The organism is Uruburuella suis, assembly GCF_022870845.1.
Lineage (GTDB): Bacteria > Pseudomonadota > Gammaproteobacteria > Burkholderiales > Neisseriaceae > Neisseria > Neisseria suis.
The window spans coordinates 629,610-646,431 of record NZ_CP091507.1 but is presented as its reverse complement, the minus strand read 5'-3'; the positions used below and the strand labels follow the sequence as shown (position 1 = coordinate 646,431).

12 protein-coding genes are annotated in these 16,822 nt (G+C 55.1%); 3 read left to right on the top strand and 9 right to left on the bottom strand.

Features of this window, described 5'->3' with window-relative positions; all coding sequences use genetic code 11:
- The first annotated feature begins 79 nt into the window (after positions 1-79).
- Complete coding sequence (hemH, locus tag LVJ78_RS02825) at positions 80-1,093, top strand: ferrochelatase (protein ID WP_132953450.1); 1,014 nt, start codon at positions 80-82, stop codon at positions 1,091-1,093.
- 105 nt (positions 1,094-1,198) lie between these two features.
- On the opposite strand, the gene LVJ78_RS02820 is transcribed toward hemH, so the two are convergent.
- From LVJ78_RS02820 to zwf, 8 genes are all read right to left on the bottom strand, one after another.
- Entirely contained in the window at positions 1,199-2,089 is an 891-nt protein-coding gene (locus LVJ78_RS02820) for an aldo/keto reductase (RefSeq protein ID WP_132953449.1), read from the bottom strand.
- 360 nt (positions 2,090-2,449) lie between these two features.
- On the bottom strand, positions 2,450-3,826 hold the full coding sequence (nhaC, locus tag LVJ78_RS02815) for a Na+/H+ antiporter NhaC (RefSeq protein ID WP_132953448.1): 1,377 nt from the start codon (positions 3,824-3,826) through the stop codon (positions 2,450-2,452).
- Between the two features lie 217 nt (positions 3,827-4,043).
- Entirely contained in the window at positions 4,044-5,279 is a 1,236-nt protein-coding gene (locus LVJ78_RS02810; protein ID WP_132953447.1) for a sugar MFS transporter, read from the bottom strand.
- Positions 5,280-5,529: 250 nt separating this feature from the next.
- A complete protein-coding gene (pgi, locus tag LVJ78_RS02805; RefSeq protein ID WP_132953446.1) occupies positions 5,530-7,191 on the bottom strand; it encodes a glucose-6-phosphate isomerase in 1,662 nt (553 codons plus the stop codon).
- Positions 7,191-8,045: an SIS domain-containing protein gene (locus LVJ78_RS02800; protein ID WP_132953461.1), complete on the bottom strand. Its 855-nt coding sequence runs from the start codon at positions 8,043-8,045 to the stop codon at positions 7,191-7,193. The genes pgi and LVJ78_RS02800 overlap by 1 nt, the downstream gene beginning before the upstream one ends.
- Before the next feature lie 218 nt (positions 8,046-8,263).
- On the bottom strand, positions 8,264-9,334 hold the full coding sequence (locus LVJ78_RS02795) for a glucokinase (RefSeq protein ID WP_132953444.1): 1,071 nt from the start codon (positions 9,332-9,334) through the stop codon (positions 8,264-8,266).
- A complete protein-coding gene (gene pgl, locus LVJ78_RS02790; protein WP_132953442.1) occupies positions 9,315-10,016 on the bottom strand; it encodes a 6-phosphogluconolactonase in 702 nt (233 codons plus the stop codon). Before pgl ends, LVJ78_RS02795 begins: the two co-directional genes overlap by 20 nt.
- An 80-nt stretch (positions 10,017-10,096) precedes the next feature.
- Positions 10,097-11,554, bottom strand: coding sequence for a glucose-6-phosphate dehydrogenase (zwf, locus tag LVJ78_RS02785; protein WP_132953440.1), 1,458 nt, complete (start codon positions 11,552-11,554; stop codon positions 10,097-10,099).
- A gap of 418 nt (positions 11,555-11,972) precedes the next feature.
- On the opposite strand from zwf, the gene edd reads away from it, so the two are divergent.
- Entirely contained in the window at positions 11,973-13,808 is a 1,836-nt protein-coding gene (gene edd, locus LVJ78_RS02780) for a phosphogluconate dehydratase (RefSeq protein WP_132953438.1), read from the top strand.
- A 78-nt stretch (positions 13,809-13,886) separates the two neighbouring features.
- Positions 13,887-14,504, top strand: coding sequence for a bifunctional 4-hydroxy-2-oxoglutarate aldolase/2-dehydro-3-deoxy-phosphogluconate aldolase (locus tag LVJ78_RS02775; protein ID WP_132953436.1), 618 nt, complete (start codon positions 13,887-13,889; stop codon positions 14,502-14,504).
- Positions 14,505-14,881: 377 nt separating this feature from the next.
- Here LVJ78_RS02775 and LVJ78_RS02770 read toward each other — a convergent pair whose 3' ends face one another.
- On the bottom strand, positions 14,882-16,672 hold the full coding sequence (locus LVJ78_RS02770; RefSeq protein ID WP_132953434.1) for a 2-isopropylmalate synthase: 1,791 nt from the start codon (positions 16,670-16,672) through the stop codon (positions 14,882-14,884).
- Positions 16,673-16,822 lie beyond the last annotated feature (150 nt).

Genomic DNA, 16,822 nt, shown 5'->3' with positions numbered 1-16,822 from the left:
AAAAAAGATTGCAAACAGGCTCCAAAAAGCGCAACTTGCCGCGATATGCCGTCTGAACCGCTTTTCCACAAGGACAAACATGCCCCGTTTTCTGCCCGAACCGGCTCTGCCTTTTTCGCAACAACAGCGCACCGCCGTGCTGCTGCTCAATCTCGGCACACCGGCCGCGCCCACCGCCGCCGCCGTGCGCCCTTATCTGCGCGAATTTCTTTCCGATGCGCGCGTGGTGGAATTGCCGCAATGGCTGTGGCAGCCGATTTTGCAGGGCCCCGTGCTCACCTTGCGGCCGAAAAAAAGCGCCCACGGCTATGAAAAAGTGTGGCTGCCCGAAGGCTCGCCGCTGGCCGTGTTTACCGAGCGCCAGGCCGCCGCATTGGCGCAAAAGCTGCCCGAACACATTATCGTGCGTCACGCCATGACTTACGGCGAGCCCTCTGTGCCGCGCACCCTTGCCGAATTGAAAGCGCAAGGCGTCGGCCGCTTATTGGTGCTGCCGCTTTACCCGCAATATGCCGCTTCCAGCAGCGCCGCCGCGCTCGATAAAGTGTTTGCCGTGTTGCAGCAGCAGCGCAACCAAATGAGCGTGCGCACCATCAGCCGCTTTTACGATGATGCGGGCTATATCAAAGCCATGAAGCAGCACATCGAAGCCTATTGGGCGGTGCACGGCCGCAGCAGCAAGCTGATGCTGAGCTTTCACGGCATCCCGCAGGCCGGCCACGACCAAGGCGACCCCTATCCCGAAGAATGCCGCCACACGGCAAAACTTTTGGCTGCCGCTTTGAACCTGGCCGAAACCGATTATCTGGTGTCGTTTCAAAGCCGTTTCGGCAAAGCCAAGTGGGTGGAGCCTTCAACGCAGGATTTGTTTGACAGCCTGCCCAAACAAGGCACCACCACGCTAGACGCATTCTGCCCCGGCTTTGCCGCCGACTGCCTCGAAACCATGGAAGAAATCGCCATCGCCGGGCGCGAGCAGTTTCACGCTGCCGGCGGCGAACAGTTTCACTATATTCCCTGCCTCAACGACAACCCGGCTTGGATTGACGCGCTGGCGGCATTGGCGGAAGAAAATCTGCACGGCTGGCTGTGAAAATGCACGTTTGAAACGATAAAGCTGCTGTCGCTTAACGAAAGCACACTTGCACAAAAGAGGCCGTCTGAATGTTCAGACGGCCTCTTTGATCAAACCCTCAAATCACGGCACATCATGCCCTTGTGCTGCCGCATACACGGCTATCCATTCTTCTTCGGTAAAGCGCACAGCAAGCGCATCTGCCGCATCGCGGATGCGCGCCAAACGCCCGGAGCCGACAATCGGCGTGATTTTGGCCGGATGCGCCAGCAACCAGGCATAGGCTAGCGTGTCGAGCCGGGTTTCGCCCTGCCGCTCGCCGGCGGCCAACAAGGCTTGGGCAACACGGCGGCTTTGCAAATCGGCCTTGTCAAACAAGCGCCCGCCGCCCAAGGGCGACCACGCCATCGGCTGCACGCGTTTTTCCAAAAGATAATCCAGGCTGCCGTCTTCAAAAGGCGCCAAATGCAGCGGCGAAATCTCAATTTGATTGGTGGCCAGCGGCTGGTCGACATACGATTGCAGCATGCTGAATTTCTGTGCGCTGTAGTTTGACACCCCAAAATGGCGCACCAAGCCGCGGCGGTGCAAATCATCAAACGCAGCGGCGATTTCTTCGGGATGGGCGCAAGGCGAGGGGCGGTGTATCAGCAGCAAATCCAGATAGCCGCATTGCAGCTTTTCCACCGAGCGCTCGGCCGACCAAACAATATGGGCGCGGCTGTTGTCGTAATGTTTGCTTTTCATTTCCGGCAATTGGGCATTGGGAAACACAATGCCGCATTTGCTCACAATAGTCATCTGCTCGCGCAGGCCTTTTTCCAGCGCCAGCGCCTGCCCGAATGCCTCTTCGTTGGCAAAGCCACCGTAGCAGGCGGCATGGTCGAACGTGCGGATGCCGAGCGAGAGCACATCGTGAATCAGCGCCAAATAACCCTCGGCATTCAAACCCCACTCATGCGCACGCCAATAGCCATGCACCAAACGACCCAAATTCAAATCTTGTCCAGACATAACCGGCCTTTCATGTTTTTTTCATTCACCTATGAATTATAACCCAAAGGCCGTCTGAACCCTTTCAGACGGCCTTCGATTTTTATAAGTTTTTCACACGAACGAGCAATATTTCAAAAAATTAATTTTGAATTACTTTGTTATATACAAAAATATGGATTCCGACCTGAGTCGGAATAATACCAATTTAAAAAAGTAAGCTAACAAGGCGGAAGCCTGCGACAGTACAGATAGTACGGCAAGGCGAGACAACGAAGTTAGGTTATTTTTTTGGATTGGTATAACGGGTCGGAATGATTTTGAAGGCTAAGCGGCATGTTGTAAAGGTGAGGCCGTCTGAATGTTCAGACGGCCTTCTGTTTACTTCTTGCTCAGTGTCAGCCCGCTCCAGCCAAACAGCAAAGTCAGAATCAAACATAAATAGCAGAAAAACGCATAAGGCAGATAATCCCACACCGGCACGCCCAGCACTTGGCTGATAAACACGCCGCACACGCTCCAAGGCACCAGCGGGTTAATCACCGTGCCGGCATCTTCCAGCGTGCGCGAGAGGTTGCGCGGGTGCAGGCCGAGCTTGTCATATACGGGCTTGAAGGTTTCGCCCGAGAGCAAAATGCTCAAATATTGCTCGCCGATCAACACATTCACCCCCACCGCCGTGGCGGCCACGGAAAATGTGGCGCGGCCAGCATTGGTGAGAAAACGGCGCATGCCTTCCAGCAGGCTGGGAATAATGCCCAATGCAAACAAAAGCCCGCCCAGGCTCAGCCCCAAAATCACAATGGTTTGGGTGAAAAACATGCTCTCGATGCCGCCGCGCGACACCAGCCGGCTGATGTTTTCAAAGCTGCCATCAAGCTTGAAGCCGCCGTAAAACCAGCTGCCCAGCTGCGCCAAATCAGGGCGGCTGTGCAGAAAAGTGAGCGCCAACGCCAGCGCAATGGTGGCCATCATCGCCACAATCGCATTCACCTTGCGCACGGCCAGCAGCACCAGCAAGGCAAAAGGCAGCAGCGAATAAGCATGCACCAGCCCTGTGGCGGCGAGCTGCTCGCGAAACACCGCCGTGCCGCCCAAATCGCCCGCGCCCACCGCCGGCAGCAGCCATAAGAGCAAGCCCGCTGTGATCACCCATGCCGGAATGGTGGTGTAGGCCATATTGCGAATGTGTTCAAACAAATCGATGCCCACCACCGATGCGGCAATGCTGGTGGTGTCGGAGAGCGGCGACATTTTGTCGCCGAAAAACGCGCCCGACACCACCGCGCCCGCCGTCATCGCAAGATTGGCACCGAAAGCCTCACCCATGCCGATAAAAGCCACGCCTATGGTGGCGCAAGTGGTGAGGCTGCTGCCGATGGCAATGCCGATCAGCGAGCACAAAATAAAGGCCGACAAATAAAAATAAGCCGGTGAAATCCAACCGAAGCCGTAATACATCAACGTGGGAATGGCGCCGCTCATCATCAGCGCGCTCACCAAAAGGCCGATAAAGAAAAAGAGATAAAGCGCACCCATGCCCTGCGCCACCGCGCCGGCCATGCGCTGCTGCATGCCGGCATAGCGCACTTTGCGCAGCAGGCCGTAGGCCAGCAGCACCACAATGGCGGTGAGTATGGCCATATGCGGCAGCCAGCCGAGCGAGATAATGCTGTAGCCCATCGCAGCCACGAGCACGGCGGCCACGGCAAAAGCTTCGGGGCGCGACATTTCCAATAAAGGGCGTTCACTAAACATAAGGTTTTCCGAGCCGCCCAAATATTATACCAATTCAAAAAAGTAAGCTAACAAGGCGGCGAGCCGCAGACAGTACAGATAGTACGGCAAGGCGAGACAACGAAGTTAGGTTATTTTTTTGGATTGGTATTACAGCGGCTTTACAAGCGTTAAATTGCGTATTGTAACGTAAAACAGGCCGTCTGAACATTCAGACGGCCTGTGTGTTTGACAGTGCTTATGCGGAAGCTTCGTCGGCTTTATGGCCTTTCACCGCAAAGAATACGATGTAGAGGTAGCACACCGCCGACACCACAAACGAGAGCAGCAAGCCGATATGGTCGGCGAAAAAGCCCTGCACCACCGGCACAATCGCACCACCCACAATCGCGGTGCAGATCACGCCGGATGCGATGCCGGTGAATTTGCCCAAACCTTTGGTGGCCAGCGAGAAAATGGTGGGGAACATAATCGAGTTGAAAAAACCGATGGCAATCAGCGCCCACATCGACACCGCACCGCCGTTGGCCAAAATCGCGATGGTAATCAGCGCCACGGCCATCAAGGCGTTAAAGGCCAAGTATTTGTGCGGCGCGATTTTGTTCATCACGGCCGAGCCCAAGAAACGACCCACCATGGCACCGCCCCAGTAGAGCGCTAAGAATTTGGCACCGGTGGCGTGGTCGAGGCCGGCGGTTACTTCCATCACACTCACCAGCAGCGAGCCGATAGACACTTCCGCGCCCACATAGCAGAAAATGCCCACCGCGCCCAACACCAAATGTTTGTATTGCCACACGCTGGTTTTGCCGTCGTGGTTGTGTTCGGTTTCAGCTTCGGCAATTTTGCGCGCATCGGGCAGCTTGATCATTTTCACAAACAGCGCCAGCAAAATCAGCAAACCGGCCAAACCCAAATAAGGAATCTGCACCGAAGCGATTTGCTCGGCCTGGGTGGCGGTGGCTTGAGTGGCGGCATCGGATAAAATCAGCGCCGAACCCAAAAGCGGTGCCACGGTGGTGCCCAAAGAGTTAAAGGCCTGCACCAAAGTGAGGGTAGACGATTCTTTGCCGGGCTTGGCCAGCAGCGTTACATAAGGGTTGCCCGCCACTTGCAGCAGGGTTACGCCTGAAGCCAAGATAAACAGCGCGCCCAAAAAGGTCGGGTAAGAGGCGCTGCCGGCAGCCGGATAAAACAGCAAACAGCCCACGGCGGTGAGCAAAAAGCCGCCGATCACGCCGTTTTTATAGCCCACCTTTTCCACGAGCTTGCCCATCGGCATCGACATGATGGCGTAAGCGGTAAAGAAGCAGAACTGAATCAGCATGGCCTGAAAATAAGTCAGGTCGAAAATCGCTTTCAGGTGGGGAATCAGGATGTCATTCATGCAGGTGATGAAACCCATCATGAAAAACAGCGCGGTCAACACCGACAAAGCGGTGTTGTTGCTTTGATTTTGTGATTGCGTAGACATTTTGATTGCCTTTATTTGGGTTAGTTAGAATCTTACTTTTGTTACTTTTGTTACTTTTGTTACAATTGTTGAGTGTTTGAAGTTAACTTACGTTAAATCAGACCTGCATCATACTGCCGTTTTTGAAATTTTCATACTGTTATTTTATTACCGCAATCAATTACTTAAAGGCCGTCTGAAGCATATTGGATATCACGCTTTCAGACGGCCTTTCCATTATTTGACCCAGCTCAAATAAACGTGGAAAAAATCAGCACGCGCCGTCTTTATCGCAATTGGCGTTGCGGTAAAGACGCACTAAATGCTCGGTGGAGCTGTCGTGCGGCTGCACCGGCGTTTCTCCGGTGAGCTCGGCCAAAATGGTTTTGGCCAATTGCTTGCCCAATTCCACGCCCCATTGGTCAAAGCTGTTGATGCCCCAAATCACACCCTGCACAAAGGTTTTGTGTTCATAAAGCGCAATCAGGCTGCCCATATTGCGCGGATTAATTTTATTGAGCAAAATCAGATTGCTCGGGCGGTTGCCGGAAAAGGTTTTGTGCGGCACCAAAGCTTCGATGTGCGCCTCATCCATGCCCTGCGCCTTCAGCTCGATGCGCACTTCATCAGGCGTTTTACCGCGCATAAAGGCTTCGGCCTGGGCAAACACATTGGCCAGCAGAATTTCATGGTGGCCGGGCAGATTGCTGCGTTTTTCCAGCGAAGCAATCAAATCAATCGGGGTGATGTGCGTGCCTTGGTGCAGTAGCTGGAAAAAAGCATGCTGGCCGTTGATGCCGGTTTCGCCCCAAATAATCGGCGCAGTTTCGCAGGCCACAGCTTCACCGTCGAGCGTTACCTGCTTGCCGTTGCTCTCCATATCGAGCTGCTGGATAAATTTGGGCAGGCGGTGCAAGTGTTGGTCGTAAGGGGCGATCACATGGCTGCCGCCACCGTAATAATTGATATACCACACGCCTATCATGGCCAAGAGCACCGGCAGGTTTTCTTCCAACGGTGCATTGATAAAATGCTGGTCCATCAAATGGGCGCCGTTGAGCATTTCGATAAAGTTTTCTTCGCCCAAATAAAGCATAATCGGCAGGCCGATGGCCGACCACAAGCTGTAGCGGCCGCCCACCCAATCCCAAAATTCAAACATATTGGCCGTGTCGATGCCGAATTCGGCCACGGCTTTTTTATTGGTGGACACCGCCACAAAATGCTTGGCCACGGCAGATTTATCGTCGGCGTGTTTCAAAAACCATTCGCGCGCGGTGAGCGCATTGGTGAGGGTTTCCTGTGTGGTGAAGGTTTTTGAAGCCACCACAAACAGCGTGGTTTCGGGATGTACTTTTTCCAGCACGTCGCGCAGCTGCGAGCCGTCGATATTCGACACAAAATGCATTTTGAGGCGCGGATGGCCGAAAGGCTTGAGCGCGGTGCACATCATCAAAGGGCCCAGATCCGAGCCACCGATGCCGATATTCACCACATCGGTAATCACTTGATTGGTATAGCCCAGCCAATCGCCGCTGCGCACTTCGTGGGCGAATTCGCCCATGCGGTGCAGCACATGGTTCACCTGCGGCATCACATCTTCGCCGTCCACCAAAATCGGCGCATTGGTGCGGTTGCGCAGCGCCACATGTAGCGCGGCGCGGTTTTCGGTGGTGTTGATTTTTTCACCGCGAAACATCTGCTTCATGCGCTCGGGCAGGCCGGCTTCGCGTGCCAGCTTCATCAAAAGCGCCAAGGTTTCATCGGTGATGCGGTTTTTGGAATAATCCACTTTCAGGCCGCCCACCTCCAGCCAATAGCGCTCGGCGCGCCCCGGGTCGGTGGCAAACAATTCGCGCATATGGTCAGACTTGGTGGCATCAAAATGCTGCCACAATTCGCGCCAGGCGGGCAATTCTTGCAAGTGTTTCATTATGAATCTTCTTTCTCGTGTTCCAAACGTTTGGTGTGTATGCTGCGTTTGCTCTTTTCAAGCTGCAAGCTGGCTGTTTCGCCCAGGCGCAGCGCTAGGCCGATGGCCAGAATATCGATCACCACCAATTGCAGCAGGCGCGTTACCATCGGCGTGTAGCGCTCGGTGTCTTCCTGTGGCATCACGCTGAGCACGCAATCGGCCAGCTGCGAGAGCGGCGAATCGGCGCGGGTGATGGCAATCACCGCCGCGCCGTTTTCTTTGGCAATGCTCACCGCATCGAGCACTTCAATCGATGAGCCTGAATTGGATATCACCACCAACACATCCTGATCGCTGAGCACCGATGCGGCCATCAGCTGGATATGGGTGTCGACATAAGCCACGGTGGAAATGCCGAAGCGGAAAAATTTGTGCTGCGCATCTTGCGCCACGATGCCGGAATTGCCCACGCCGTAAAATTCGATGCGCCGCGCATGCGAGAGCATGGCAATGGCGTTTTCCAGATCGGTTTCTTTCAAAGAGCGGCGTGCGCCCAAAATCGAGGCGGCGGTGTTGCCGAGCACTTTTTCCATCACACCGCCCATGTCGTCGTCGGCATTGAGCTCTTCATGCACATAAGGCATGCCTTCGTGGCCGATGCTGGCCGACAAAGAAAGCTTGAATTCGGGCAGGCCTTTATAGCCCAAGCTGCGGCAGAAGCGGATAACTGTAGGCTGGCTCACCGAGGCATGCTCGGCAATTTCGGCCACGGCCGCATGCACAAACCATTTGGGCTCGGCCAGCGCACATTCGGCCACTTTACGCTCTGCGCCTGACAAATTGGCTAAAGCTTCGCTGATTTTACTTAACATCATCTTGTTTCCTGACTGTGTTTTAAACAAACCGGCAACGATTCATGGCCTTCTATACCCTTTCATAAGCACGCTGCTCAAACAGCAAGCCTGCCGGCATGTTTATGAAAGGGTATTCAGACGGCCTTTTGATGAGGATAGGCCGTCTGAAAACCATACTGCCTGTTTCTACTCTATTTATCGGATGTTATTGTTTGTTTGCGTAATGTTGAACGCATTTATGCGTTTTCGTTGCCGGCTGCTGCTTTTTGGGCAGCCACCGGTGCAGCGGCTTCTTTTTCCGGCTCGGCCGATATTTCGTCCACCTCACCCAAATGATTGGCCAGCGCCACGGCAGCACCGGAAATGCCCGGATATTTGCTCAACACGATATACACCGGAATCGCGGCCAGATAAGCATCGAAGCGGCCTTTGCTCTCAAAGCGGTTGCGAAACGGCGAATTTTTAAAGTAATCGATAAAGCGCGGAATAATGCCGCCGCACAAATACACGCCGCCGCTGGCGCCCAGCGTAAGCGCGAGGTTGGACGACACCGTGCCCAGCATGGCGCAGAAAATATCCAGCGTGAGCCGGCAAAGCGGCGATGAGCCGCTCAGGGCGCGGTCACTGATTTCCGCGGGCGTGAGTTTTTGGCGCTTCACCCCTTCACGCGCGGCCAAAGCTTCGTGAATCAGCACCAAGCCGGCGCCGCTCAAAAAGCGCTCGGCCGACACATGGCCGTATTTTTTCTTGGCATATTGCCAAATCATGATTTCGGCATCGTCAAACGGAGCGAAGCTCACATGGCCGCCCTCACCCGCCAGCGGCACCCAGCCCGATTTGCTCGGAATCAGGCCGCTCACGCCCAAACCTGTGCCCGGGCCGATCACCGCTTTGGGCGCATCGGGCACTTTTTTGAAGCCGCCGATCTGCACCAGCTCTTCTTTCGGCATCTTGGTAATCGCCAAGGCTTGCGCGGTGAAGTCGTTGAGCAGAATTAGGTTTTCCAAATGCAGCGCTTGGCGCGTGGTTTCAATCGAAAAGGCCCAGTGGTGGTTGGTCATCTGCACCCAGTCGCCCAAAATCGGGTTGGCAATGGCGATAGAGGCATGGCTGATGGCCGGATTGCCGACACGGCTCAGGTATTCGCGAATGGCGTCTACCACGGTGTCGTAATCGTTGCACGGCAGCACTTCTACTTTTTCGATTTGCTGCGGCGAGGTTTCCAGCGCAAAGCGGGCATTGGTGCCACCGATATCGGCCACCAAGCGCGGCCATGAAACGGTTTCTTTAGTTTGCGTAGTAGACATGGCAAGTTACCTTTTTATGGTTAAGCACAAAGCTTAAAGGATAGGTTTTACTGGTTTGGGCGGCAGCCGCTTCATATACGGCTTTTTTCTCCGCGCCCTGTATGGCCAAAAACACCGCCGGCGTGGCGGCCACCGCCTCGAGCGTCATGCTGATGCGCTCGTGCGGCGCCGTTACGGGCGAAGTGTGCAGCAGCGGCTCGGCATAGGCCGGATCCAAGCCTTTATCGAGCTGCGGTGCCTGTGGAAACAGCGAGGCGGTGTGGCCGTCGCCGCCCATGCCCAGCACCAGCGCATCGGGCTGCCGGTAATGTTGCAGCGCAAAAGCCACCGCTTTTTCGCTGTCGGCCAGCGCGGCCTCACCAGCGCCATCAGCCACCATCGGAATCCAATGCGCGGCGGCGGCTTTGTTTTTCAACAGATATTCGCGCACTAGGCCGGTGTTGCTGTCGGCGTGATCGGTGGGCACGATGCGCTCGTCCACCAGCGTGATGCCGATATTTTTCCAATCCAAATCTTTTTGCGAAAGCGCATCAAAAAAAGCAATCGGCGAGCGCCCGCCCGACACGGCCAACACGGCCTGCCCTTTTTTATCCAGCGCATCTTGCAGCGTTTCAGCCACGGCATCGGCCAGCGCGGCGGCTGAAGCGGCGGCGTTTTCATGCGGATACCATTGAGTGCTCATGGCATAATCCTTGTGGTTGGTTTTACTTTTTTTTCAGACGGCCTTTTCTTTTATTTATTGCCAAAGGCCGTCTGAAAGCCTTATTGCGCTTCGTGCCATTTATCGCCGTTGCGCGCCAGCAGTTCGCGGGCGGCTTCAGGGCCCCAGCTGTGGGCGGCATAGCCATGCGGCGGTGTCGAGCTTTGCGCCCAATTTTCCATAATCGGCATCACCCATTCCCAAGCGGCTTCCAATTCGTCGCGGCGGTTAAACAAGGCCAGCTTGCCGTTGATCACATCCAGCAGCAGGCGCTCGTAAGCTTCGGCGCGGCGGCCGGCAACGGCTTTGCCCAAATCCAGGCTCAGCGCGGCCGTTTCCACATGATTGCCCGCGCCCGGGGTTTTCACTTGGGTGTAGAGGCGGATAGATTCGGTGGGCTGCAATTCAATCACCAAGCGGTTGGGCGCGGCATGGCTGCCCTCGAAAATATGGCTGTCCAAATCGCGGAAATTCAACACGATTTCGGCCACTTTGCCGGCCATGCGTTTGCCGGTGCGCAGATAAAAAGGCACACCCGCCCAGCGCGCGTTGTCGATTTCGGCTTTAATCGCCACATAGGTTTCGGTGTGGCTGCCGGCGGGCACTTGGTGCTCATTCAAATAGCCTGCCAAGGCTTTGCCTTCTTTTTCGCCGGCAATATATTGGCCGCGCACCACATTTTCATCCACATCAGCCGAAGTGAGCGGCTTGAGCGATTTCACCACTTTGAGTTTTTCATCGCGCACGGCATCGGCATCGAGGCTCGCCGGCGCTTCCATAGCCGTCATACACAGCATCTGCATCAAGTGGTTTTGCACCATATCGCGCAAGGCGCCGGTGATGTCGTAAAATTCGCCGCGCTCTTCCACGCCCAGCTCTTCGGCAATGGTCAGCTGCACGCTTTTCACATATTTGTTGTTCCACAAAGGCTCAAACACCACGTTGGCAAAGCGCAGCGCCAGCAGGTTTTGCAGCGCTTCTTTGCCCAGATAATGGTCGATGCGGTAGATTTGGTCTTCTTGATAGAATGCGCCCACGGCGGCATTGATTTCTTGCGAAGATTTCAGGTCGGTGCCCAGCGGTTTTTCCAGCACCACGCGCACTTTGCTGCTGTTGAGGCCGATGTCGGCCAGGTTTTGGCAAATCGGCGTGAAGAATTTCGGCGCGGTGGAAAGATACACCACCACATTATCAGTGTCGGGGCGCTCGGCCACGGCTTCGCCCAAGGCTTTGAAGGTTTCGGGGCGGGTGGCATCCACCATTAAATATTGGATGCGGGCAATGAAAGAAGCCCACAATTCATCGCTGAAATGGGTTTTGATGTGGATTTTGGAATCGCTTTCCACTTTTTGCAGAAATTGCGCAGTGGTGAAATCGCTGCGGCTCACGCCCAAAATACGCCCTTCGGGGTTGAGCAGGCCGGCGGCATGCGCCTGATAAAGGCAGGGCAGCAATTTGCGCATGGCCAAATCGCCGGTTGCACCAAACAACACCAAATCAAAATTCGCTTGTTTACTCATTTTTCATCTTCCATCTAATCTGAACGGCTTGCGCCATCGTAATAAAAATTTTGTGTGTTTATCTGTTAGGCATTATGATTTTATATTAAACTACAGATACTTAAATTCGGTTTTACACATTCCCGCCTATCGCTACAGGCCCTGTGCAAGTCGTAGCAATCCTACACGCCACTACAACTTTTGTCTATGCGGTTTCGCGAAAATTATTTGACTTAGATAAAACTAACGTCATCTTTCACGCCTATTATGTTACAAAGCTACAAAATAAAGTTTGATTTGGTTCAACTTTCGTTATGTAATTTAACTACAATTTAACATTCATCCGTATTATAATCATCCCATAGAAAAAGCCATTCAGACGGCCTGCCCCCTTGGCTGCCTGCCCTTTCACGATATCCAGCCAGAAAGGCACACAATAATGAACACGCCCACCCTCCACCCCATCCTTGCTGCCGTTACCCAACGCATTATCGAGCGCAGCCGCCCCACCCGCGCCGCTTATTTGGATCGCATCCGCGCCGCCCACCATGCCGGCCGCCTTGAGCGCAGCCAATTGGGCTGCACCAATCTGGCACACGCTTTTGCCGCCGCGCCTCACGCGGTGAAAATCGAATTGCAGCAAGAGAAAACCCCCAATCTGGGCATTGTGTCGGCTTATAACGACATGGTATCCGCCCACCAACCGCTGCAGGTTTTCCCCACCTGGATTAAAGAAGAAGCCCTCAAACACGGCGCCACCGCCCAATTTGCCGGCGGCACGCCCGCCATGTGCGACGGCATCACCCAAGGCTACACCGGCATGGAATTGTCGCTCTTTTCGCGCGATGTGATTGCCATGAGCACCGCCGTGGCGCTTTCGCACCAAATGTTTGATGCCGCCCTTTATTTGGGCGTGTGCGACAAAATCGTGCCCGGCTTATTGATCGGCGCGTTGAGCTTCGGCCACCTGCCCGCCATTTTCGTGCCCGCAGGCCCGATGACCAGCGGCATTTCCAATGATGAAAAAGCCAAAACCCGCCAATTGTTTGCCGAGGGCAAAGTCGGCCGCGATGCGCTGCTTGAAAGCGAAATGGCCTCTTACCACAGCCCGGGCACCTGCACCTTCTACGGCACCGCCAACTCCAACCAAATGATGATGGAAATGATGGGCTTGCACATGCCCAACACCGCCTTCGTCAACCCCAACACTCCCATGCGCGAAGCGCTCACCCGCGCCGCCGCCGCCCACATCGCCACCGCCGTCAGACACAACACCATTTTGCCGGTGGGCGAAATGGTTAGCGAAAAATCGATCGTCAACGCCATTGTCGGCCTGATGGCCACCGGCGGCTCCACCAACCACACCATGCACGTAGTGGCCTTTGCCCGCGCCGCCGGCATTATCGTAAACTGGGACGATTTCAACGAAATTTCCGACATCATTCCGCTGCTCACCCGCGTGTATCCCAACGGCAAAGCCGACGTCAACCATTTCGCCGCAGCCGGCGGCCTCGCTTTCGTGATTCGCGAGCTGCTTGATGCCGGCCTGATGCACGAAGATGTCGACACCGTGGTCGGCCACGGCATGCGCCCCTACACCAAAGAGCCGTTTATGATTGAGGGCAAGCTCGAATGGCGCGATGCGGCTGCCCAAAGCGGCGACGACAACGTAATCCGCACCGCCGCCAACCCTTTCTCTGCCGATGGCGGCCTGCGCCTGATGAAAGGCAACATCGGCCGCAGCGTCATCAAAGTATCCGCCGTCGCGCCCGAGCACCGCGTGATTGAAGCGCCGGCCATTGTGTTTGACGACCAACGCGATGTGTTGGCCGCATTCGACCGCGGCGAATTGGAGCGCGACTTTATCGCCGTGGTGCGTTTTCAAGGCCCGCGTGCCAACGGCATGCCCGAATTGCACAAGCTCACTCCGCAGCTGAGCATTCTGCAAAGCCGCGGCTTCAAAGTGGCGCTGGTCACTGATGGGCGCATGTCGGGCGCATCGGGCAAAGTGCCCGCCGCCATCCACATGAGCCCCGAAGCCCTGCTCGGCGGCGCCATCGGCAAAATCCGCACCGGCGACCTCATCCGCTTCGATGCCGAAAAAGGCGAGCTGGACGTGCTGATCAACGAAGCCGAATGGCTGGCGCGCGAACACGCCCATGCCGATTTGCGCAAAAACGCCCACGGCACCGGCCGCGAGCTTTTCGCCGGCTTCCGCAGTCTCAGCAGCAGCGCCGAAACCGGTGCCATGAGCTTCGGTGGCGACTTTGCCTAAACCTTTTTCAGACGGCCTTTTATGATGAACAGGCCGTCTGAAACCCACCCGCATTATTTTTTTACATTGGAGAACCTCATGACCCCACGCGAAATCCTCACCGCCGGCAAAGTTGTGCCCGTTATCGCCATCGACGATCTTTCAACCGCCGTAGATTTGGCGCACGCCCTTGTTGAAGGCGGCATTCCCACCTTGGAAATCACCTTGCGCACCGCCGCCGGCCTCGAAGCCATCCGCCAAATCAAAAAAGAAGTGCCCAATGCCATTGTCGGCGCCGGCACCGTAACCAACGGCGAGCAACTCAAAGCCGTCACCGATGCAGGCGCTGTCTTTGCCATCAGCCCCGGCTTCAACATCAATTTCGCCAAAGCCGCAGAAAAAAGCAGCATCGCCGTGATTCCCGGCATTGCCACTCCTGGCGAGCTGATGCTGGCGCTGGAGCACGGCATTAACACCATGAAACTTTTCCCCGCCGAAGTGGTGGGCGGCAAAGCCATGCTCAAAGCCCTCTACGGCCCCTTTGCCGACGTGCGCTTCTGCCCCACCGGCGGCATCAGCCTCGAAACCGCGCCTGAATACTTGGCCCTGCCCAACGTATTGTGCGTAGGCGGCTCATGGCTCACCCCCAAAGAAGCCGTGCAAAACAAAGATTGGGCCGCCATCACCAAGCTGGCCAAAGAAGCATCCGCGCTGTAAACACCGCAATATCAAAGGCCGTCTGAAATTTCAGACGGCCTTTGATATTGCGGGTAGGTTGGGTTGAAAACCCAATAAATCCACAATCCGTCTGAAACCTTGGGTTTATCAATCCAATCTACGCCGTTGCAAAATACAGTTTCGTGTCACTTTTTCTTGCATTTCACTATGCGCATGAAAAAAGGCCGTCTGAAAAAGCGGGTAGGTTGGGTTGTAAACCCAACAAATCCACAAGCCGTCTGAAACCTTGGGTTTATCAATCCAATCTACTCCGTTATAGTGCATAGTTTTGTGTCACTTTTTCTTGCATTTCACTATACGCATGAAAAAAGGCCGTCTGAAAAAATTTCAGACGGCCTTTGATTCAGCAACAACAATTAAATCCCGCTTCCTTGCGCTTTCAATTTTTCGGTGCCGAATTCCAGCTTGCTCAAAGCAGAAAGATAGGCTTTGGCAGTGGCCACCAACACATCGGTATCTGCGCCCTGCCCGTTCACCACGCGGCCGCCTCGCGCCAGGCGCACGGTGGTTTCGCCCTGGCTCTCTGTGCCCTCGGTGACGGCGTTCACCGAATAAATCTGCAACACGGCGCCGCTATCGGCCACGCTCTCGATGGCTTTAAAAATCGCATCCACCGGGCCCGAGCCGTTGGCACTAGCGCGGTGCTCCACGCCGCCCACGCTGAACACCACTTCAGCCGCCGGCAATTCACCGGTTTCGGTGCTGATTTTTTGCGAGATGAATTTATAGTTGTCTTGCGACAAATTCACCATTTCATCCGACACCAGCGCGTGCAAATCTTCATCGAAAATTTCGCGTTTTTTGTCGGCCAATTCTTTAAAGCGGGCAAAAGCGGCATTGAGCGCTTCTTCGCTCTCCAATTCGATGCCCAAATCGGCAAGCTTGGTTTTAAAGGCATTGCGGCCGGAAAGCTTGCCCAAGCTCAAGCGGTTGGCGGCCCAGCCCACGCTCTCAGCCGACATGATTTCATAAGTTTCGCGGTGTTTGAGCACACCGTCTTGGTGAATGCCCGATTCGTGTGCAAATGCATTGGCGCCCACAATGGCTTTATTGGGCTGCACCGGATAGCCGGTAACGGTAGACACGAGCTTGGAAGTGGGCACAATCTGGGTGGTGTCCACGCCGGTTTCGAGGCCGAACACATCGTGGCGGGTTTTAAACGTCATCACGATTTCTTCCAAGCTGGCATTGCCCGCGCGCTCGCCCAAACCGTTAATGGTGCATTCCACTTGGCGCGCGCCGCCGAGCACGGCAGCCAGCGAGTTGCCCACAGCCAAGCCCAAATCGTTGTGGCAATGCGCCGACCATACCACTTTGTCGCCGCCCGGCGTTTTCGCAATCAGCTCGCGGAAAAAGGCTTCGGTGCGGTGCGGCACCGAATAGCCCACGGTGTCGGGAATATTGATGGTGGTGGCGCCGGCTTCAATCACCGCGCCGCAGATTTCAGCCAAAAAGCCGATTTCCGAGCGCAGCGCATCTTCGCAGGAAAATTCCACATCATCGGTGTATTCCTTGGCGATTTTCACCGCTTTCACCGCCGATTCAATCACCTGCTTGGGCTTCATTTTCAGCTTGTGCTCCATATGGATGGGGCTGGTGGCGATAAAAGTGTGGATGCGGCGCTTGGCGGCAGGTGCCACCGCTTCGCCGGCGGCGCGGATATCGCGCTCCATGGCGCGGCTGAGCGAGCACACAGTGGCGCGGGTAAGCGTTTTGGCGATTTCGTTGATTGCTTCGAAATCACCCGGGCTGGCCGCAGCAAAGCCCGCTTCAATCACATCCACGCCCAGCTTTTCCAATTGGCGCGCAATGCGGATTTTTTCTTCTTTGGTCATGGCGGCACCGGGCGATTGCTCGCCGTCGCGCAGCGTGGTGTCGAATATGATAACGCGATTATCTTTGGGCATGTTTTGTTTCTCCAGAGTGGTTTGTTGCTGCATAAAAGCATTCAAATCCAGCGGCCGGCCTTGCGCTTCGGCCAGCGCCGTCAGCTTTTGCAGCTGATTGAGCGGCAGCGAGCCGCGCGTGCGCCATTTATAAATAGCCGCCGTGCTGGCCGCATGCTGCGGGTCTTGCTGCTTGAGCGCCTCGGCCAGCGCATTCACGCCGCCGAAATAAGCGATTAAACGGTCGATGTCCAGTTGCATGATGCACCTTTGTCTAAAAAATGTTTTCCAACGGATTGATGAGCCTGATTATACTTAAATCAGACAAAACGGCAACAATTTTATTTATTTTGATTGCAAATTTATATTTTATGATATTTTATATACAAATTGTCTATTTTAGAGCTGCAT

Bases quoted from the DNA above. Each gene is read 5' to 3' on its own strand.
- hemH (WP_132953450.1), top strand. From the start codon at position 80: ATGCCCCGTTTTCTGCCCGAACCGGCTCTGCCTTTTTCGCAACAACAG.
- LVJ78_RS02820 (WP_132953449.1), bottom strand. From the start codon at position 2,089: ATGTCTGGACAAGATTTGAATTTGGGTCGTTTGGTGCATGGCTATTGG.
- nhaC (WP_132953448.1), bottom strand. From the start codon at position 3,826: ATGTTTAGTGAACGCCCTTTATTGGAAATGTCGCGCCCCGAAGCTTTT.
- LVJ78_RS02810 (WP_132953447.1), bottom strand. From the start codon at position 5,279: ATGTCTACGCAATCACAAAATCAAAGCAACAACACCGCTTTGTCGGTG.
- pgi (WP_132953446.1), bottom strand. From the start codon at position 7,191: ATGAAACACTTGCAAGAATTGCCCGCCTGGCGCGAATTGTGGCAGCAT.
- LVJ78_RS02800 (WP_132953461.1), bottom strand. From the start codon at position 8,045: ATGTTAAGTAAAATCAGCGAAGCTTTAGCCAATTTGTCAGGCGCAGAG.
- LVJ78_RS02795 (WP_132953444.1), bottom strand. From the start codon at position 9,334: ATGTCTACTACGCAAACTAAAGAAACCGTTTCATGGCCGCGCTTGGTG.
- pgl (WP_132953442.1), bottom strand. From the start codon at position 10,016: ATGAGCACTCAATGGTATCCGCATGAAAACGCCGCCGCTTCAGCCGCC.
- zwf (WP_132953440.1), bottom strand. From the start codon at position 11,554: ATGAGTAAACAAGCGAATTTTGATTTGGTGTTGTTTGGTGCAACCGGC.
- edd (WP_132953438.1), top strand. From the start codon at position 11,973: ATGAACACGCCCACCCTCCACCCCATCCTTGCTGCCGTTACCCAACGC.
- LVJ78_RS02775 (WP_132953436.1), top strand. From the start codon at position 13,887: ATGACCCCACGCGAAATCCTCACCGCCGGCAAAGTTGTGCCCGTTATC.
- LVJ78_RS02770 (WP_132953434.1), bottom strand. From the start codon at position 16,672: ATGCAACTGGACATCGACCGTTTAATCGCTTATTTCGGCGGCGTGAAT.